Source organism: Flavobacterium sp. FG68 (assembly GCF_057808895.1).
Genome location: NZ_JBMDIY010000002.1, coordinates 150770 through 169611 on the forward strand (window position 1 = coordinate 150770; position 18842 = coordinate 169611).

General features: G+C 34.6%; 15 protein-coding genes. 6 read left to right on the forward strand and 9 right to left on the reverse strand.

From position 1 onward, the window contains the following. The first annotated feature begins 91 nt into the window (after nt 1-91). From ACODSB_RS02015 to ACODSB_RS02035, 5 genes are all read left to right on the forward strand, one after another. Nucleotides 92-838: a succinate dehydrogenase/fumarate reductase iron-sulfur subunit gene (locus tag ACODSB_RS02015; RefSeq protein WP_053473331.1), complete on the forward strand. Its 747-nt coding sequence runs from the start codon at nt 92-94 to the stop codon at nt 836-838. 102 nt (nt 839-940) lie between these two features. Further along, nucleotides 941-1957 carry a hypothetical protein gene (locus tag ACODSB_RS02020; RefSeq protein WP_488935810.1) on the forward strand — a complete coding sequence of 339 codons (1017 nt, stop codon included), beginning with the start codon at nt 941-943 and terminating at the stop codon, nt 1955-1957. Nucleotides 1958-2052: 95 nt separating this feature from the next. Beyond that, nucleotides 2053-3060 (forward strand): hypothetical protein, encoded by a 1008-nt coding sequence (locus ACODSB_RS02025; protein ID WP_488935811.1) that lies wholly within the window; start codon nt 2053-2055, stop codon nt 3058-3060. A 130-nt stretch (nt 3061-3190) separates the two neighbouring features. Further along, complete coding sequence (locus ACODSB_RS02030) at nt 3191-3589, forward strand: hypothetical protein (protein ID WP_488935812.1); 399 nt, start codon at nt 3191-3193, stop codon at nt 3587-3589. 111 nt (nt 3590-3700) lie between these two features. Next, nucleotides 3701-4447: a hypothetical protein gene (locus ACODSB_RS02035; RefSeq protein ID WP_488935813.1), complete on the forward strand. Its 747-nt coding sequence runs from the start codon at nt 3701-3703 to the stop codon at nt 4445-4447. 107 nt (nt 4448-4554) lie between these two features. On the opposite strand, the gene ACODSB_RS02040 is transcribed toward ACODSB_RS02035, so the two are convergent. Further along, nucleotides 4555-6855, reverse strand: coding sequence for a family 20 glycosylhydrolase (locus tag ACODSB_RS02040; protein WP_488935814.1), 2301 nt, complete (start codon nt 6853-6855; stop codon nt 4555-4557). A gap of 190 nt (nt 6856-7045) precedes the next feature. Here ACODSB_RS02040 and ACODSB_RS02045 point away from each other — a divergent pair, with 190 nt between their 5' ends. Further along, nucleotides 7046-7822, forward strand: a complete 777-nt coding sequence (locus tag ACODSB_RS02045; RefSeq protein ID WP_488935815.1) for a DeoR/GlpR family DNA-binding transcription regulator — start codon at nt 7046-7048, stop codon at nt 7820-7822. On the opposite strand, the gene ACODSB_RS02050 is transcribed toward ACODSB_RS02045, so the two are convergent. The 8 genes from ACODSB_RS02050 to ACODSB_RS02085 form a co-directional block, all read right to left on the reverse strand. Beyond that, nucleotides 7819-8889: a dipeptidase gene (locus tag ACODSB_RS02050; RefSeq protein WP_488935816.1), complete on the reverse strand. Its 1071-nt coding sequence runs from the start codon at nt 8887-8889 to the stop codon at nt 7819-7821. The two genes, ACODSB_RS02045 and ACODSB_RS02050, sit on opposite strands and share 4 nt — an antisense overlap. Before the next feature lie 17 nt (nt 8890-8906). Next, nucleotides 8907-10022: a D-TA family PLP-dependent enzyme gene (locus ACODSB_RS02055; RefSeq protein ID WP_488935817.1), complete on the reverse strand. Its 1116-nt coding sequence runs from the start codon at nt 10020-10022 to the stop codon at nt 8907-8909. Nucleotides 10023-10025: 3 nt separating this feature from the next. Further along, nucleotides 10026-10673, reverse strand: a complete 648-nt coding sequence (locus tag ACODSB_RS02060; RefSeq protein ID WP_053473323.1) for a beta/alpha barrel domain-containing protein — start codon at nt 10671-10673, stop codon at nt 10026-10028. A gap of 9 nt (nt 10674-10682) precedes the next feature. Further along, the gene (locus tag ACODSB_RS02065) at nt 10683-11714 is read right to left on the reverse strand and encodes a PfkB family carbohydrate kinase (RefSeq protein ID WP_488935818.1); all 1032 of its coding nucleotides are present in this window, start codon (nt 11712-11714) and stop codon (nt 10683-10685) included. A gap of 282 nt (nt 11715-11996) precedes the next feature. Continuing rightward, nucleotides 11997-12464 carry a RidA family protein gene (locus ACODSB_RS02070; protein ID WP_053473321.1) on the reverse strand — a complete coding sequence of 156 codons (468 nt, stop codon included), beginning with the start codon at nt 12462-12464 and terminating at the stop codon, nt 11997-11999. Nucleotides 12465-12468: 4 nt separating this feature from the next. Continuing rightward, the gene (locus ACODSB_RS02075) at nt 12469-13788 is read right to left on the reverse strand and encodes a GntP family permease (protein WP_488935819.1); all 1320 of its coding nucleotides are present in this window, start codon (nt 13786-13788) and stop codon (nt 12469-12471) included. 201 nt (nt 13789-13989) lie between these two features. Next, nucleotides 13990-15516 carry a SusD/RagB family nutrient-binding outer membrane lipoprotein gene (locus ACODSB_RS02080; RefSeq protein ID WP_488935820.1) on the reverse strand — a complete coding sequence of 509 codons (1527 nt, stop codon included), beginning with the start codon at nt 15514-15516 and terminating at the stop codon, nt 13990-13992. Between the two features lie 34 nt (nt 15517-15550). Further along, nucleotides 15551-18706, reverse strand: a complete 3156-nt coding sequence (locus ACODSB_RS02085; RefSeq protein ID WP_488935821.1) for a SusC/RagA family TonB-linked outer membrane protein — start codon at nt 18704-18706, stop codon at nt 15551-15553. Nucleotides 18707-18842: the final 136 nt, after the last annotated feature.

Consider the following 18842-nt stretch of genomic DNA (forward strand, 5'->3'; position numbering starts at 1 on the left):
TTTGGTCGAAAGCCAAAGTCTTAAAGTCAAAAGGCAAAATGTGCCAAGCGACTTTCGACTTTCGACTTTATGACTTTCAAACGAAAAAGGTATGAAACTTACATTAAAAATATGGCGTCAAAAAAACGCCCAAGATAAAGGAGGGATTGTAGAATATCCTATTGATGGAATCGAACCAGACATGTCTTTCCTTGAAATGCTTGATGTTCTTAACGAACAATTAATCAACAGAGGAGAAGAGCCTGTAGCATTTGATCACGATTGTCGTGAGGGAATCTGCGGAATGTGTTCTTTATTCATCAACGGTGAAGCACACGGACCAGACAGAGGTGTTACAACTTGCCAGTTACACATGCGTATGTTTAAAGATGGTGATACGATTTTTATTGAGCCATTTAGAGCAAAAGCTTTCCCTGTAATTAAAGATTTAGTTGTTGACAGAAGTTCTTTTGACAGAATTCAACATGCAGGAGGATTTATCTCTGTAAACACTTCAGGAAATACAATTGATGCAAATACAATTCCAATTAACAAACACGATGCAGATAAATCATTTGATGCTGCAGCTTGTATTGGTTGTGGAGCTTGTGTTGCAACTTGTAAAAACTCATCGGCAATGTTATTCGTTTCTGCAAAAGTTTCTCAATATGCATTATTGCCGCAAGGTAAAGTTGAGGCAGTTGACCGTGTATTAAACATGGTTCACCAAATGGATTTAGAAGGTTTTGGAAACTGTACAAATACAGGAGCTTGTGAAATCGAGTGTCCAAAAGGAATTTCGCTTGAAAATATCGCACGTATGAACCGTGAGTATTTAGCAGCAAGCTTGAAAGGATAATACAACAATTTAGTATATTTAAAAAACGCATTCATTAATTTGAATGCGTTTTTTTTGTACTACATTTATTCCGTAAATAATAACCAAAAACAAAATCATTTAATGAAAAGAATTTTACTATTTGTAATGCTGGTTTTCAGTGTTAAAAACTATTCTCAGGTTTCGGTTTCTCCGTCTGATAGAGGAGCAAACGAAAAATTTGAAAAAGGAGAGTTAGAAAAATTTAAGGCAACAACTACCATTTTTGTACTGCCTCAAATAAATCAAAAAGAAGATTACGAAAAAATTTTAAAAGAAGTCTGGACTGTAACGCCTTACAAATTAGTTGAGTTTAAAGATTTTAATATAACAGGTTATGCTGACGATGCCTATTCATTTGCAGAGCTTTTTGGAGATATAAGAGTAACAGGAAAAGGTACTGTTTATGTTCATACTAATTTTGGAATACAGCTTTTAGATCAGGAAAAATTTGAGAAAGGTTTTGCAAAGCTAAAATCTGATGATAAAAAGTATAGCAGAAAACTGAAAAGTCTTTTTAATGAAAATTTATCTTTTGTTGCAAGAGCCCCGCTTTCTGTTAATTCTAAATTTCTAGCAGATGCAATGGTAGCAAGATCAGATGAAAAGGCAGGTGTTCTTTATGATAGAATGTATACCGAAAAATCGTTTACAAACACCAATTTAGGAATGCTGAAAAACTATTTTCAGCAAATAAATAAAATCCTAACTAACGGAGAAAACATCGGACTTTATGACGATTTTGTAACTCCCGAAATTAAAAATCTAAAAGATAATACGCTATATATTCCGGAAGCTTATAAACTGGAGTTTAGCCCTTGGAGAATATCAGAAAAACTGAGAGACGAAAAAGATCTTAAAGAACTTTTAGAAGATTATAAATATAAGTATGAATTTATAACAGATGAAGATTTAGAAAAGAAGATTTTAAATAATGAAGAGATTTACTATTTAAGATATGTAAGCATGAATGCAAATAAATATCTGCAGGTTGTTAATGCTAAAACAGGCGATCCGGTATATTATTTTTATGGAGCGGCAACGTATAATTTAAAGGATAATGACTTTGAAAAAATCAGCAAAGCCATTAGCGGTAAATAATTTTTTAAGATAAAAGAAGAACGCATTCATTAATTTGAATGCGTTTTTTTGTGCTACATTTATTCCCAAATAATAAACAAAAACAAAATCATTTAATGAAAAGAATTTTACTATTTATAATGCTGATTGTCAGTGTTGAAAATTATTCTCAGGTTTACGTCGATTATACCTATAAGGGAAAAAACAATGAGGTTAAAAATGAAGACATGGAAAAGTTTAAAAAAACAACTACCATTTTTGTTTTGCCTGAATTAAATAAAAAAGAAGATTATGAAAAAATCTTAAAAGAAGTCTGGACAGTAACACCTTTTAAAGTTTTGGACCTCACTGAATTTAATAGGTTGGATTATACAGATGAGAAATATTCGATTGCTGATTTTACTGGAGATGTTACTACTACATCGAAAGGAACGACTTATGTACATACTTACTTTGAGATTGAAGTTTTTAATAAAGAGAGATATGATAAAGGATTTAATAAGCTTAAACCTGGTGAAAAGAAATACGATGAAAAATTGAAAAATATTGTAAATGAAAGTTTTACAAATATTGCCAATGCTCCACTTAGTGTTAATAATGAATTTTTATCTCGAGCAATGGGAGGAGGGACTTCCGAAGAGTTATATACGCGAATGTATACTAAGGACAGTTTTACAAACACTAGTTTAGGAATGCTGAAAAATTATTTTCAGTTAATAAATAAAAGAATTACTGAGGGAGAACATTCTAGTTCTTTCGATAGTTTCATTAATCCGGAAATTACTAATCTAAGAGACAATGTGCTTTATATTCCTGAAGCTTACATGATGGAATACAACCCTTGGAGGGTATCAGAAAAACTTAGAGATGAAAAAAATCTAAAAAATCTACTAGAAGATTACAAATATAAATTTCAATTTATTAGAGAGGAAGATCTTAAAAGAAAAATTTTAAATAATGAAGAAATTTATTATTTGAGATATGTTAGCATGAATGGAAATAAATATATTCAGGTTGTAAATGCTAAAACAGGTAATCCTGTATATCAATTTTACGGTGCTGGTTTTGCATACAATTTAAAAGATAATGATTTTGAAAAAATCAGTAAGGCAGCTTCTAAATAAATTACCAAACGCATTCATTAATTTGAATGCGTTTTTTTATTTCATTAGAAATAGTGATGTGTAATTAAAGCGTTCAAAATAAATTTGATTTCATATAACAACTGTTCTTAAAGCAGTAAAAGGAACAAATATGTTTACGATCAATATGCCTTTTTTTACCAATGATAATTATTTGTATTATCAATTACTGTTTACTTGTATTTTGTTTTTGCTGCTGTTTTTTATTGGCGGTTTTTCAGAATCTTTTGTAATAGAATATGGTTCTTATGTGTTTGGCGGAAGCATTATTATAAGCTTTTTGATTTCATTTTTTATAGATCATTACTGGCAGTTTTTACTGCATTGGTTTTTGTTGTCAATAGTTCAATTTCTTTTTTGGGCCGTGTTGATTTTTATTTGCGGACATTATGGAAAACCCCATAACGGAGACGGCTGGATAATCCTTTTACTTCCCGGTTATTTTTTGCCTTTTTTAATATTTGTTTCCATCTTAATAAAAGTGCTAAGAATTATAATCCAGAAATTTTAGCAGATAAAACATTTTACTTGGAAGAGATTTCAAATTATTAAATCACTATAAATAGTGATGCAGGTTTAAATAAGAGACGATAAATTTGATCTTATTATAATAGATTAAAAAATGTACAAAACCATCCGAATAATAGTTTCTTTATTAGTGTTAATTAATTTGTTTTCCTGCGCTCAGGAAGAAAATACCGAAAGAGAAAATATCCAAAAAGAAAGCATCAGTAAAAAATGGATCGTGCAAAATTCAACAGAATTTGAATCGGTTGAGTTTGATACAAACGGAAACTATATCATCATAAAAAACGAAACCAGTAAAACTTCAAAAAAGAACGCCGAAATTATTGTTTCTGGTACTTATGAAGTTTTAGATACAGATATTTTGCTCCTTTCTAATTTCGGTTCCATGAAAGTGGATGATAGTGATCCTGATAATATTACGTTTTCAATTAAATACGAAGGATCTGATACCTATACTTATCAGCTAAAAGTGACTAAAGCAGCTGAGTTTACCAGTACACCCAAAACAGATTTGTTATGCGATAATACCTGGAAATTCACCAAAAAAGAAACTATTATAGATACGGTTAGTTTAGTAAATTTTTCTAAAGCCGGAACTTGTTTTACGAATTTTAGTATTACATCTCAAGAAAAAGGAAGTTACTTAGAATTTGGTAAATGGCAATGGCAGGATGCCAGCGAAACTAAAATAATAATCACCCAAATAAAATCTCCAGAGTGGGTTTTGGATAAAGATGAGGAAGTAGAGTTTGAAATAAGTGGTTTAAATACTGGAAAACTTGAAATGAAAGAAGTTTTTGAAGGTAAAACTTATAATGTTGCTTTTGATGTTTTGAAATGAGAGAGTAAAGAATAAACTGAACACTAAAAATAAAGAGTAATAGTTAATAAATAGATAATAGAAAGTAAAAACGCATTCATTTGGTTAGTGAATGCGTTTTTTATGTTTTATTCGTAATACAATTGTGATTCACTAATTTCCTGTTTTTCTTTTCCTTCCTGCTGAATAAAACAAGTTAAAGTTGTTCCTCCAATTTGGTCAAAATAACTGATGTAGATTTCATGAAAACCTTTCTCAAGTTTAACCGCTCCATATGCTTCATGTGCCCAATGAATACCATCATTATTTACAATGAGTTCATTATCTATAAAAAGCTCTGATCCGTCGTCTGAAAGCGTCGAGAAGGTGTAATTTGCTGTTTCTGGAATAAAGATGTATCCGTTGAATTTTAAGCCGATATAACGCTGTAATTTTGTTTTCCATTTTTCCGCACTGATTTTTTCTTCATAAATTCCGAAAGAAATAGGTTTTGCAAGTTCGAAAATTTTGCCCTCCGTAATGTTTCCGATATGATATTCGTATTTCAAACCATTCTTGTAGGGTTGAATGGCTAAAGCAGGTTTTAAATCTGGATTTCGGACAATAATTTTATTGATAGAACTTTTTCTACCGCTTTCGCTGATTTGAACCACTTTGATAATTCTAAATTCGCCTTTTGGAATGTTTATCGTTACAGGTTTAGTATAAAGTTCTGCCGTTTCATCCGGATTATAACCATCAATGGTATAGAAAATCTGCCCGTTTTTAATTGTTGGTTTTAAGTCCAGAATATATTTTGATGCAATTAAAGCTGTTTCTTCAGCGCCAAAAGGAATTGGAACTTTATACATTCTTTTTTGCGCTTCCAGTTTTTCTAAATGATGCGGAATTCTGTTCAAAATAAAATTGTTGTAGTTTTTATTCTGAGGTTCTGTCCAGGCAATTTCTGCTAAAGCAAAAACTCTCGGATAAATCATATAATTTAATTTCGTCGGACTTGTCAAATATTCAGACCAAAGATTCGACTGCACACCCATAATATATTTTTGCTCTTCAACCGTTAAACTGTCTACAGGAGTTGGGTTATACTTGTATATTTTTTCAACCGTTGTTAATCTTCCAATTGTTAAAGGTTCCTGAGGAGAATAACCCTGATTATAATCTAAATAAAGAACTTGCTCCGGATTCATGATTACAAAATGTTTTTGTTTGGCCGCGCTGATTCCGCCAGATTCGCCTCGCCATGACATTACGGCTGCATTTGGAGCAAGTCCGCCTTCGAGCATTTCGTCCCAGCCCAGAATTTGTCTTCCGTGTGCGTTTAAGAATTTCTCGATTCGGGTTGTTAAGTAACTTTGTAATTCATGTTCGTTTTTTAAACCTAAGTCTTTAATTCTCTTTTGACAGTTTGGACATTCTTTCCATCTGGCTTTTGGGCATTCGTCTCCGCCAATATGAATATATTTACTCGGAAATAAAGCCATTACTTCGGTTAGAACATCTTCTAAAAAAGTAAAAGTTTCCTCTTTTCCGGCACAAAAAATATCTTCAAAAACGCCCCATGATTCTACCACTTTATAATTTCGATCGGGAAAACAAGATAAATTTGGGTAAGCCGTTACCGCCGCAGTTGCATGACCCGGCATTTCGATTTCGGGAATAATATTTACATAATGGTCTTCGGCAAATTTCACAACGTCCTTAATTTCTTCCTGAGTATAAAAACCGCCGTACGGATTTCCGTCAAAAAAATAAGGAAATCTCTCGAACTTATTGCCCACTAAAGTCTGTGCTCTTTTAGAACCAACTTCGGTCAGTTTTGGATACTTTTTTATCTCAATTCTCCAGCCCTGATCATCAGTTAAATGCCAATGGAAATTATTTAATTTATAATAAGACATTTGTGCAATAAAATCTTTTATAACATCAACTGAGAAAAAATGACGACACACATCGAGGTGAAGCCCGCGGTAGTCGTATCTGGGCTGGTCTTCGATGGAAACGCAAGGTAATTTTACTTCCTGATTTTTGGGCTGATTCGGCAAAAGCTGTAATAAACTCTGAACAGCATAAAATAATCCTTCTTCACTTCCTGTTACGATTATTTTTTTGGAAGAAATATTGATTTTGTAAGCCTCTTTTTTTGAAACTGCAGATGGTTTTTCGGCAATAAACAAAACTTCAATATTGCTTTTTTTATTTGACGTATTCGAATTAATAGCTGATTCAAAAATCTGCGCCGTTTTCAATTCTTTTGCGCTGTATTTATTTTTATCAAATGCAATTTTAATTTTTCCGCTTATGCGAATGCTGTCTCCGGTTGTTTTATAAAAATTTGGAGCGGGAATAATCGAAATATTATCTGAAGTACTTTGCGCATTTCCGAAAGAAAAACAGAAAATCAAAAAGAGAAATATACTTTTTTGCATGGTTACTTTTTTGTTTTGTTAAGCAAATTTAAGGTTTGTAAAATTAGTCTGCATTTTTTTTGCAAAAGGTATTGGCGTTTAAATGTCTTTAAAATAGCGTAATTAACTTTTTAATTACGTTGTGTTATAATTTGTTTCGCAAGAATATTGCATTTATTGTTTACATTTGTCCTTACAAAAACGAATTTGCATGAATAATGATAATGAAGTGGTTAATTACACTAAAGAAGAACGTAAAAATCTTATTTTAAAAGAGATTAACTTGCATACTCGTGTAAGTTTTGAAACCCTTTCGGCTAAATTATTTGTTTCAGAAGATACTGTAAGACGTGATATAAATGAACTTGAGTCAGAATCTTTATTGATTAAAGTAAAAGGCGGCGCGATGACAAAAGCCTATCACCATTCTTCCTCTAATCAAACTTATGCGGGTGAATCCAAACAAATTATTGCGCAAAAAACATTAGGCCTTCTTCATGACGGAATGGTTTTATTAATTGGCGGCGGAACGACAATTAGAGAATTCATTCGTTTAATTCCTAACGATTTAAGTTTAACTATTTTTACGGTTACCGTTTTATCTGCGGTTGAACTTCTGGACAAACCCAACGTTAAAATTATCATGATTGGCGGCAGTATTTCATCTTACAGCCAAATGTGTGTAAGCGGCGATGTTTATAATCAGCTGGCTAATATTAAAGTCGATTTATTAATATTAGGAACCAATGCTTTAGATATCGAAGGCGGTTTCTCAGATTCTGACTGGGAAACAGTTCAGGTAAAAAAAGCAATGATTCAGGCTTCAGAAAAAACAGCGATTCTTACGATTTCTGAAAAACTGGATACGGTTCTAAAAATGAAAATTGCCAACTTATCTGAGGTAGATTACATTGTGACGGAAGTTGATCCAAGCGACGAAAAATTACAATCGTATAAGAAGGCAGTTCCAAGTTTAGTTTTTATTTAATCCCAATTTTTCATTAAAAAGTTGATCCAGTTTTGATGAAAGATTTTATCTAAATCTTCATCAGAATATCCGTGGTTTTTAAAAATCAGAACCAATTTTTGCAAATCAGCAATCGTATTTAAATCGTACGGAGATTGTTCTGTTCCAAAAGCACCGTCCAAATCTGAACCTACACCAATGTGGTTCGCATTTCCGGCAAGCTGGCAAATATGATCCATGTGTTTAAAAACCGTTTCTAAATCACAATTCATTTCTAATGGCATCGAAATACCTCTCTGCCAATTCGGAACCAACATCCAAGCGTCTAAAGCGCCTCCAATAACAGCTCCTCTTGAAATCAAAGCTTTTATCATTTCATCGCTGTATTGACGATTGTGATCAACCAGACTTCTGCAATTGTTATGACTTGCCCAAACCGGCCCGTTATAATGATCTAAAGCCTGCCAAAAAGCATCGTCGCATAAATGCGTTGCATCCAGAATAATATTCAAACGTTCCATTTCTTTTAATAAATCAAGACCGTTTTGATTCATTTTTCCCGTTGCGTCCGTTCCGTTTGCGTAACGTCCTGGACCGTAATGCGCAGGGCCAATTGCTCGTAAACCATAATTGTATGCTTTTTCTAAATAAGAAATATCAATTATAGAATCAGCACCTTCTAAACTTAAAATATACCCAATAGGCTTTTTATCGTTTGGAGTTCCGTCGTTCCATAAATCAAGTTGTTTTTGGAGCGATTTTTTATCTGTAATCGGCGTTATTTCTCCCGCTTCTTCCATGGTTTTGTACCAAGTCAATTGCCCTTGTGTTTGTGCCCAGGCTTGTTCAGGAGAATTCCAACCCGGAATAATACTGCCCGGTTTTACAAATCTTGCAATTTGCGTTGCCACAACAATTCCGATATTACCGCGTCGCAAATCAGGAAATGAAACTGTGGCGCGTTCGCGATCAGGTTTGTCCGTCATCCCTTTTTCTAAATTGCGAAGAGTAGGAACATCATTTCTTAAATCACGATTCCATTCCATCGCATTCATGCTCAGGTCTAAATGGGCGTCTATTATAAACATATATTTTGACTTAAATTTTATATATTAATTTCTCTGCTTCGGGCGGCAACCTTCCATTGATCACAAATTTGATGTCCTTTATTTACAACCTGAACCGTATCATAAAGCGCGCAGGTAGGGCAGACGTGATAAGGAAGTGCATAAATAGTGTCGCCAATTTTATACTCGTTTTTTCCTTTATTTTCTAAAATCAAATGTTCTTCAGAATGTGCTGTCGGGATTAGATTTTCATCATTTAAAATCACTAATCGTTTCTCAATTGGATTTTCTGAAGCAACCGCTTTGTAGCCAATATCAATACAAAGCGCTGTATTTGTTGGTTTTGAAATTATGGTTCCAACGATAACCAAAGCAGGTTTGAATTTTTGTTCGGGTAGATGAATCTGATAATTGGAATCCCAAAAAACAAAAGTTCCCGGACTGCATTCTACATTTTCCTGAGTAGCATAAAACGGAAAAGTATTAGAACCGCCGGCAACAATTTTTAATTCATAACCCAGTTTTTGTTCGATTGCTTCTGTTTTTTCTTTTATTTCAGAAAATGAACTTGAAGCCGCATTCGTTCTTTCTTCGGCACTGCCTTTTAAATGACCATCGTAAATATGAATTCCTTCAAGATGAAGGTTTTTTAATTTAATAAGTTTATCGATTAAAGCTGTCCAATCTTCTGAAATTGAAAATCCCGTTCTGTTCATTCCGGTATTTAAATCCAGATAAATGTGCAGTTTTAAATTGTTTTCTTTCGCAATTTCATTTAAGGCTTTCGCCGAATCCAGATTGTCTGTAATGGTTGAAAAAGAAATATCAGGATATTTTTGAATTAACGAAATCCATCTTTCTTTTTTAATTCCAATGGGCTGATAGGCGAGAAGAACATCCGGAATTTCGTGTATTGCTCCTAGTTCAGCTTCGGCAATTGTGGCGCATTTTATTTTTTTGATATTGTAGATTTTAAACAATTCCAAAATTTCGCCAATTTTATGGGTTTTAATATGAGGCCTTAATTTTTGTGTGTCACCATTTACTGAACCAATAAGGCGTTCAAGATTAAACCGGATACGATCTTCGTAAGCGGCTAAAAATGGCGTATCAATGTTGATATCAGATTTAATTTTCCACCAATTTTCCTGCATAATTTAGTTTCTTGTTTTTTCTACAACTTCAATTAAATTTTGAAAAGCCTGCAATGCCTGTTCGTAATTTAAATTCAAAAGCATTTCTTTCGAAAATAAATTAGAACCAATTCCCACGCAGACAACTCCGGATTTAAACCAAGATTTTAAATTGCTTTCTTCGAGCGTTACGCCTCCGGTTGGCATTATTTTTAAACTTGGAAAAGGCGCTCGTATCGCTTTTACATATCCGGGACCACCGATTTTATCAGCCGGAAAAAGTTTTACAACCTCGGCACCTAATTTATTGGCGTGTAATATTTCATTTAAAGTAGCAGCCCCGGGAATCCAGTAAATATTATTTTTAAGGCAGTAAGCACCAATTTCTGGGTCAGTATGCGGACAAACAATGCAGTCTGCTCCTAATTGATGGTATATTGCTGCTTCATCAACAGACAAAATAGAACCAACGGCTATTTTAACATCCAGATTATTTGCTTTTTTAAAGGCTGTCATTTGAGTAAAAACTTCTTTTGCATCATTTGCGCGAGCAGCAAACTCGATAATTTTTATGCCAGCATCAGCCGCTGATTGCAATACTATTTGGGCTGTTTCAATGTTGATTTGGGTTACTAACGGAAGTACACCTTGCGTTTTTAAAATGCTGTACATATTCTTTATTTATCTATTAATTCTATTACTTGAGCCGTTTTTAATAAAATGACCTATTTCGTTGAGATTGCTTATCGCGAAATCTCCGTGAATGCTTTGTTTGATAACACCGCAGGCTGTTGCCCATTCAATACATTCCTGCCCCGATAATTTATTGGATAATCCGTATAGCAATCCTGCGTTGAACGCATCTCCAGAACCAATTTGATCTGTTACAACATGTATTTTGTGTTCTGGCGTTTGGTAAAAATTATCTTCGTGTATCAATAAACCTTTGTATAAATGCGCCGGCCCGTCTGATTTTCTAAAACTCATTGCCAATGTTTTTAGAAAAGGCATTTTTATTTTTAATAATTCGAATGTTTTTTGAAAACGATTCTCGTCAGATTCTTTGCTGTCGGTTTTGATTCCGAAATAAATTTCAATCGCATCTAAATCTGCAACGTTTATCGTGCTGTATTGTAATAAATCGGGCATAATTTCCGACGGATGTTTTCCGTACTGCCATAATTTGGATCTGTAATTAAAATCAGAAGAAATTGGAAGGCCTTTTTTATGCGCTGTCAAAATTGCTTCTTTACAAGCTAAACCTGCTTCATTAGAAACTCCCGGACTTATTCCTGACCAATGAAAATGCGTAACATCTTTTAAAACTTTGTCCCAGTTAATTTGATCTTTTTGAATGGTTGCGAAAGAAGAATTGCTTCGGTCGTAAATAACCTGCGATTGTCTGATTTGATTTCCGGATTCAACAAAATACAAGCCCAAACGTTCTCCGCCATAAATACATTTTGAAGTATTTACTTTGTATTTCTGAATTTCGTTTAAAGCCAGTTGTGCCAAATCATTTTCGGGCAATCGGGTAATATAGTCGGTTTGGATTCCGAGTTGGGAAAGTAAAACACAAACATTGGCTTCGGCACCGCCCACATGAATTTTTATTTCATCTGCCTGAGTAAACCGGTTTCCATTGGCAACATTCATCCGAAGTAATAATTCTCCAAATGTTGCTATTCTTGTTTGTGGGATATTTGTATTCATGTTTTTTGTTTTTTGCCACAGATTTCACAGATTAAAAGGATTTCTTTGGATGGTGGTTAAATCTTTTGCCACGAATTACACGAATTTTCACTAATTTTTATATGCTTGAAGTAAAAAAAGTAATTCGTGAAAATTCGTGTAATTCGTGGCGAAAAAAAAAATCCTTTTTAATCCTTATAATCTGTGGCCTATATATTTTTACATAACCACAGACTTAGAATCAAAGTATTTCCTTAACCAATTCAGATTGCTCTTTAATCTTTATCGTCTGTGGCCTATTTTTTAGAATAATTCGAAAACAGCTTCAACTTCAACAGGAATATTGTCTGGTAAAGAACCCATTCCTACGGCGCTTCTTACTCCAATTCCGTTTTCCTGTCCCCAAACTTCAGCGAATAATTCACTGCAGCCGTTTATTACATATGGATGTCTTAGGAAATCACCGTTGCAATTTACCATTCCTAAAACTTTTATCACTCTTTTTACTTTGTTCAGACTTCCAAAATTGGTTACAATTGTCGAAAGCATCGTTAAGCCAACTTGTCTTGCAGCCAGTTTTCCTTCTTCGATATCCATGTCATCGCCAATTCGGCCAATGATTAAAGATTTATCGTCGCGAACCGGACCGTGACCAGAAAGATACAAGTATTTTCCGTCGACTAAATAAGGTTTATATATGCCAAGAGGTTGAGGCGCTGGCGGTAATGAAAGGCCAAGGGTTTCAAATTTTTCTTGTGGTAATAAATTCATGATATTAATGTATAATTGAGTTTAAAATAAATACGAAAACAATTCCTAAAACAGATACTAAAGATTCCATAACCGTCCATGATTTGAACGTGTCTTTCAGGCTGATATTAAAATATTCTTTGAACATCCAAAAACCCGGATCGTTTACATGCGAGCACATTAAGCTTCCGGCTCCAACAGATAAAACTAATAGATTAGGGTCGAGACCAGTAGTTTGTAACAAAGGTAATAAAACGCTTGCAGTCATTAATCCGGCTGCGGTTGCAGAACCTACACAAACGCGAATAATCGCTGCCATCATCCAGGCCAATAAATACGGATGAATGTTTATTTGTGTTAAGGCCGCAACAATAGTTTCGTTTACGCCGCTTACAATCATAACTTCTTTCAAACTTCCGGCACCGCCTACAATTAAAACAATCAAAGCGACATCTTTTATCGCAAGGGCATAATCGTCCATTATAGATGGGATGCTTCGGTTCATTCTTATTCCCAAAGTGTAGGTGCAGAGCAATAAAGAAATAAGCATAATCATACTTGGTTCTCCTACTGTTTTGCAAATCTCAACCAACGTTTCATTAGTTGAAATTAAAGGCGATATTGAAGTTATAGTCAAACCAAAAACAGGAAATAAAGCCGAAAATAAACTCAGGGAAAAACTCGGAAGTTTACCATGGTTTACGACTTCTTCAACATTTAAAATTTCATGATCCGATTCGGTTTTGATGTTTTTAAGGAAATTAGAAAATAATAATCCGGCGATAAAAATAGTCGGAATTGCAATTATAATTCCGTAGACTAAAACGAGTCCAATATCAGCATTTAAAATACTGCTCAAAGCCATTGGTGACGGATGCGGGGGCAAAAAACCGTGTGCTACTGAAAGCGACGCCAGCATTGGAATTCCCAGATATACTTTTGACAGTTTGAACTGATGGGCTACTGAAAAGATTAGAGGTACTAACAAAACAAATCCAACACTATAAAATAGAGGTATCCCAACAATAAATCCAGTAATCATTAAGCCGAGTCGAACGTATTTTCTGCCCGTCCATCCCATGACTGTTTTGGCAATGACATTGGCGGCGCCTGATGAAACGGTAAGTTTACCAATACAAGTTCCGAAAACAATAATCAGCGTAATAGATCCTAACATTTCGCCCAAACCTTTTTGAACGGTCTGTGATAAAGTGCTTATGGGCAGGCCTAAAAACAGGCCTGCTAATAAAGCTGTTATGATAAAGGCAATAAACGGATTGATTTTAAGCCAAGCTATTTGTATGATTAAAAACGCAATGCATGCCGTAAGAATTAAAATGCTCATTTATCTTTTATTATTAATTCCGTTGAGAGTAATTTTTTATTAAACACATAGAAACATAGATTTTTTACTGAATAAAGAGTAACAAAAAAAGCCAGCTTTTAAAACATAGCAACTATGTTTGTTAATGCAAGTGAAACGCCTTTCTCAACACTTTCAAAAACTATGTCTCTATGTGTTTAATTACGTCAACGGTTATTATTTTTATTTATCCCACCAGATTTTTGTTGTAAAAAGGTCTTGTCCCTGACGTTTAACCGCTTCTGCTAAGTTAGTCGAATTCACTGAATATTCGCTGGTTGGATATTTGAAACGTCTTGGTATTGTGCCGTTTGTAACATTACCCGGAAAGTTTACCGGAATTAAAACCGGATAACCTGTTCTTCTCCAGTTGGCATAAACTTCCTGCTCGTCTACAAATAAGGCAATATAAACCTGAGTATGAATTTGATTCATTTTAGCCTCAAAAGATCCTGCAGCATTGTATGGATTTGCCGTTAAATATGGCGTTGCATCTGGAATTGTGTAAGCTACTCCATAAATTCCCATGTTTAAGAAAGAAGCCTGAACCCCTTTTTCGTATAAATCTTTATCAGATGCAGCGTACCAACCTCTTGCAGCGGCTTCAGCTAAATATAAATTAGTTTCGGCGTTGCTGATTAAAACAAGCGGTGCATCGTATCTAAAAACCGTACTTTGGTTAGGCTCAGAATACGTTGCCTGTTCAGCAGGAGTTGGGGCAATTTTAGTTCCGTTAGGGAAACCTTTTTGAACGGCAAGCGCTGTATTTTGAGTTGTTCCCTGCCAAACACCCGCATAAACACTAATTCTTGGATCGGCAGTTGATTGTAATAAATCGATAAATGTTTTAGCTAATTTTCCGCCTTCCACATTTTTTGTACCGAAAGAACCTGCTGTAAAATCTTGTTTTCTCGAATCGAAACCAACCGGATTTCTATTAAAATCATTTGGGCCATCCGTGTATTTCATGATCGCATTATCAGCGGTGTTTAAAATTACTCCGCCTGCAATAGCTTTTGTTACCCAGGTTTGTGCCAATGCAGCGTCAACTTTTGTTAATCGTAATCCTAAACGAAGCATTAACGAATAAGAGAACTTTTTCCATTTGGCAACATCCCCGTCATAAATAAAATCAGATTTGCCGAAACTAGGTTTTGCAGGATCTAATGCCGTCGCCGCTTCGTCTAATTCCTTCAATAAATCTTTATAAATAAATTCCTGAGAGTCATATTTAGGAAGAAAGATTTGTGTACTGTTGGCTTTTGCAGCTTCAGAATATGGAATATCTCCGTATAAATCAGTAAGTCTGTGGTATAAATAAGCTTTCCAGATTCTCGCAATATTCAATTTGTTGCTTTCGTTTGGATTGTTTTTTACCTCATTTATTACAACTTCCGTTTCATTTAAAGCGGTTGGATAAGCCTGATTAAAATAAGCAGAATAATAAACTTCATTACTCAAATATTTATCACCAGCTCCAGATGCTTCTTTATAAGTTGCATAATGCTGCAGCATTCCGCCGCATTCTAAAATATTAGTTGCAAAATAATTGTTGTTTAAACCGTCAAGCTGTGCTTTACTGAAAATAAAATTCGGATCTGGTTTTTCAACTGAATTAGGGTTCGTATTGATTTCTTCAAAATCATCGGTACAAGCTGTCATACTTCCTAAAAGTAAGCCTGCGATATATAAAAGGGTTATCTTTTTCATGTTTTTTAATTTAATTATTAGAAATAAAGCAAGCTTAAAATTTGACATTTAAGTTTAAACCGAAACTTCTTGTTTTTGGTACTCCAAATTGTTCTACACCCTGAGCATTTCCGGCACTAAATACAGATTCAGGATCTACGTTTGGTGTTTTCTTGTAAAGAATGAATAAGTTTCTTGCCACAAATGAAACCGAAGCGCCCTGAAGTTTTGACAATCCTTTTATTTTTTCAATAGGTAAATCGTAACCCAGAATTACTTGTCTTAATTTGATGAAACTTGCATCATAAACAAATTCAGAAGAAATGTTTCTTAAACCGTCATAATACGTTCTTAGGTTTTCAGGAGCAATTACCATATCAACCGGATTTCCGTTAACATCAACACCTTTAATTGGCAAACCGCTTTCACGACCTTCAAGCGTCAATTTTGTCAATCCCATACGAGTTCCGTACAAGTTAGTTCCAGAATATAAGCTTCCGCCAAATTTACCATCGATTAAAAAGCTTAATGAAATGTTTTTGTATTTGAATTCGTTGGTAAGTCCAGCAGCCCAAGGATGAACTCCCTGACCTAATTCTTCAAGTGGTCCCTGCGCAATAGTGGCAGATCCTCCGCTTACATTGTAAACCGTATTTCCGTTGGCATCTTTACGAGGTCTGTACCCTTTTATAATACTGTACGGACGTCCAACATCACTTGTAATCGTTACATATCCGTTTACAGAAGTTGCCATTGTAATGGAGTTTAACTGATCTGTAAGGGCTTCAACTTTATTTTCGTTGTAAGATCCGTTGAAACTTGCGTCCCAAGAGAATTTATCAGAATTGATGATTTTACCGCTTACTAAAAACTCAACCCCTCTGTTCCTCATTTTTCCTAAATTCAATAAAGCAGTATTAGCTCCAGAAGCAGTAGAAATTGTAGTTTCAACAATATCGTTTGTAGTCGCACGGTTGTACCAAGCAAAATCAAGATTTAAACGATTGTTGAAAAATCCTAAATCTGTTCCAATCTCAAATGTTGTAGATGTCAACGGACTTAAAGTCGCATTTGGAACTCTTGAACTTGTTGGCCCCTGAACCTGCTGGCCGTTATGTCCGCCCTGAATCATTGAATACGATTGGTTCAATGCATAAGGATCTGGCGTTGCGCCTCCCACTTCTGCCCATGAACTTCTTAATTTAGCAAACGAAACAAATTCTGGCAGTTTTATAATATCCGAAACAATTATACTTGTTCCAACAGAAGGATAAAATACCGTATTGTTTTCTTTTGAAAGGGTAGAAAACCAATCCTGACGGCCTGTTACATTTAAAAATACAATGTTTTTATAATCAAAATCAGCCGCACCGTAAACCGAGTTGGTTTTGGTTTTTCCGTAAGGATAGCTATAAGCCAAAGTTGATAAATTGCTTAAAGCATAAAAATCATTTAATACAAAATTTGAACCTTCAACTCTGGTTTCGTCTCTCAAGGTCGTACGAGAGTTAACTCCAACTAAAGCATTTAAAGAGAAATCATTATAGAAATTCTTTTTGGTATAATTAAGAATTGCTTCAGAATTGATGTTTGATAATTTCATTTTTGAACCCTGCGCATATCCAACCGGATTGTTTAAAGTTGTTTTTGGAATGTATCCGAAGAAATCATAATCAGTATAATCTTGTCCAACTCTACCTTGAAGGAATAACTCAGGAGTAAAATTCACCTTTACGTTCAACATCCCGATGAAACGATTTTTAGTGTCTTTGTTTTTAATTTTATTAACAACAAAATAAGGGTTTGTTGCTACAGCAACAGGATTCCATGCTTCTTCAATTCCGTTGGCATCATAACCTGGGGCAAGATTTCGAATGTCAACCGTATTACCAATCATGTAAGTCCCCCAGTTTGGATTTGCCTCCGCATCAGAAACCGTTACTCTGTTGTTTGATTTTTCTAAATTATATTGTGCTACAACATCAAATTTTAACCAGTTTGTTAAGTTCACATTACTCGCAATGTTGATGCTTTTACGGTTAAAATCAGAATTTGGAACCACACTTTGGTTATCCATATTCGAGAACGAAAGTCGGCCTGTAGCTTTTTCATTTCCTCCAGATAAAGCAAGAGAATTAATAAATGTTGTTCCTGTTTCGTAGAAATTTTTAATGTTATTTTTTTGCGCCACATAAGGTCTTGAAACACCGTCAAACTGAACTACGTTGCTTCCGTCAATTTTCGCACCCCAAGACCAGCGTCCGGCTGCAACAGCTTCTGCCTGCGTGGTTGGTTTCTTTCCGTTTGCTCCAGAACCATATTCATATTGCCAGTCAGGAATAATCGAAGGTGTTTCGAATGTAAATGAAGAATTATATTCAACCCCAATTCCTTTTTGGGCAGAACCTCTTTTCGTTTGAATTAAAATTACACCGTTTGCCGCATTTGCACCATAAAGTGCGGCAGCTGTTCCACCTTTTAAAACCGTAATCGTTTTAATATCATCGGCATTGATAACAGAAGTTCCGTCACCACGATCCACATTTATTCTCGTCGAACCGGCACCGTTTCCAATTCCTGGTAAATTAAGCTGCGTATTGTCAATTGGTAAATCGTTAACCACGTACATCGGCTGGTTGTTTCCGTTTAAAGACCCGTTTCCACGAATTACAACTCTCGTTGAACCATTTGCTCCGGTTGATGTACTGCTCACGTTTACTCCGGCAATTTTTCCAACTAATGCATTCGAAATATTGGTTTCTTTCGCTTTTGTAAATTCAGTTCCTTTTAATTCGGTAACAGCGTAGGCAACAGATTTACTGCTTTTTTTAACTCCAAGTGCTGTAACTAAAACTTGTTCCAGTACATTTTCGGCAGGTTTTAATCGAATCGTTAAATCTGAAGTTTTAAGTAAGGCAAATGATAAAGTTTCATAACCCATGTAACTTACAATAATATGAACTTCATTTTCCGGAACCTTCAATTTGAATTTTCCGTTTTCATCAGATATTGTTGCTATTTTATTATTGCTCTCGGCATAAATAGTAGCTCCGGCAATTGGCATTCCATCATCCTGACCTAAAATCTGGCCCGAAATTTCAACTTGATTGCTTTGTTGTTCAAAAAGATGCTTTTTTATTGCAATCTCTTTGGCGTTTGTGGAGAAGATGATTCCTCCAATAAACACTAATGAAATAAGCTTTGTTTTCATAATAGTTTGGTTTTCATGTTTTTCTTTTGGTTTTTTATTGGCAAATCAAATATATAGATTAATTTCAAACATTTGCATTTTTTTTGCAATAACTGCATTTTTTTTGCAATAAAATTTATCCAAGTATTTTTTTAAT

Bases quoted from the DNA above. Each gene is read 5' to 3' on its own strand.
- ACODSB_RS02015 (WP_053473331.1), top strand. From the start codon at position 92: ATGAAACTTACATTAAAAATATGGCGTCAAAAAAACGCCCAAGATAAA.
- ACODSB_RS02020 (WP_488935810.1), top strand. From the start codon at position 941: ATGAAAAGAATTTTACTATTTGTAATGCTGGTTTTCAGTGTTAAAAAC.
- ACODSB_RS02025 (WP_488935811.1), top strand. From the start codon at position 2,053: ATGAAAAGAATTTTACTATTTATAATGCTGATTGTCAGTGTTGAAAAT.
- ACODSB_RS02030 (WP_488935812.1), top strand. From the start codon at position 3,191: ATGTTTACGATCAATATGCCTTTTTTTACCAATGATAATTATTTGTAT.
- ACODSB_RS02035 (WP_488935813.1), top strand. From the start codon at position 3,701: ATGTACAAAACCATCCGAATAATAGTTTCTTTATTAGTGTTAATTAAT.
- ACODSB_RS02040 (WP_488935814.1), bottom strand. From the start codon at position 6,855: ATGCAAAAAAGTATATTTCTCTTTTTGATTTTCTGTTTTTCTTTCGGA.
- ACODSB_RS02045 (WP_488935815.1), top strand. From the start codon at position 7,046: ATGAATAATGATAATGAAGTGGTTAATTACACTAAAGAAGAACGTAAA.
- ACODSB_RS02050 (WP_488935816.1), bottom strand. From the start codon at position 8,889: ATGTTTATAATAGACGCCCATTTAGACCTGAGCATGAATGCGATGGAA.
- ACODSB_RS02055 (WP_488935817.1), bottom strand. From the start codon at position 10,022: ATGCAGGAAAATTGGTGGAAAATTAAATCTGATATCAACATTGATACG.
- ACODSB_RS02060 (WP_053473323.1), bottom strand. From the start codon at position 10,673: ATGTACAGCATTTTAAAAACGCAAGGTGTACTTCCGTTAGTAACCCAA.
- ACODSB_RS02065 (WP_488935818.1), bottom strand. From the start codon at position 11,714: ATGAATACAAATATCCCACAAACAAGAATAGCAACATTTGGAGAATTA.
- ACODSB_RS02070 (WP_053473321.1), bottom strand. From the start codon at position 12,464: ATGAATTTATTACCACAAGAAAAATTTGAAACCCTTGGCCTTTCATTA.
- ACODSB_RS02075 (WP_488935819.1), bottom strand. From the start codon at position 13,788: ATGAGCATTTTAATTCTTACGGCATGCATTGCGTTTTTAATCATACAA.
- ACODSB_RS02080 (WP_488935820.1), bottom strand. From the start codon at position 15,516: ATGAAAAAGATAACCCTTTTATATATCGCAGGCTTACTTTTAGGAAGT.
- ACODSB_RS02085 (WP_488935821.1), bottom strand. From the start codon at position 18,706: ATGAAAACAAAGCTTATTTCATTAGTGTTTATTGGAGGAATCATCTTC.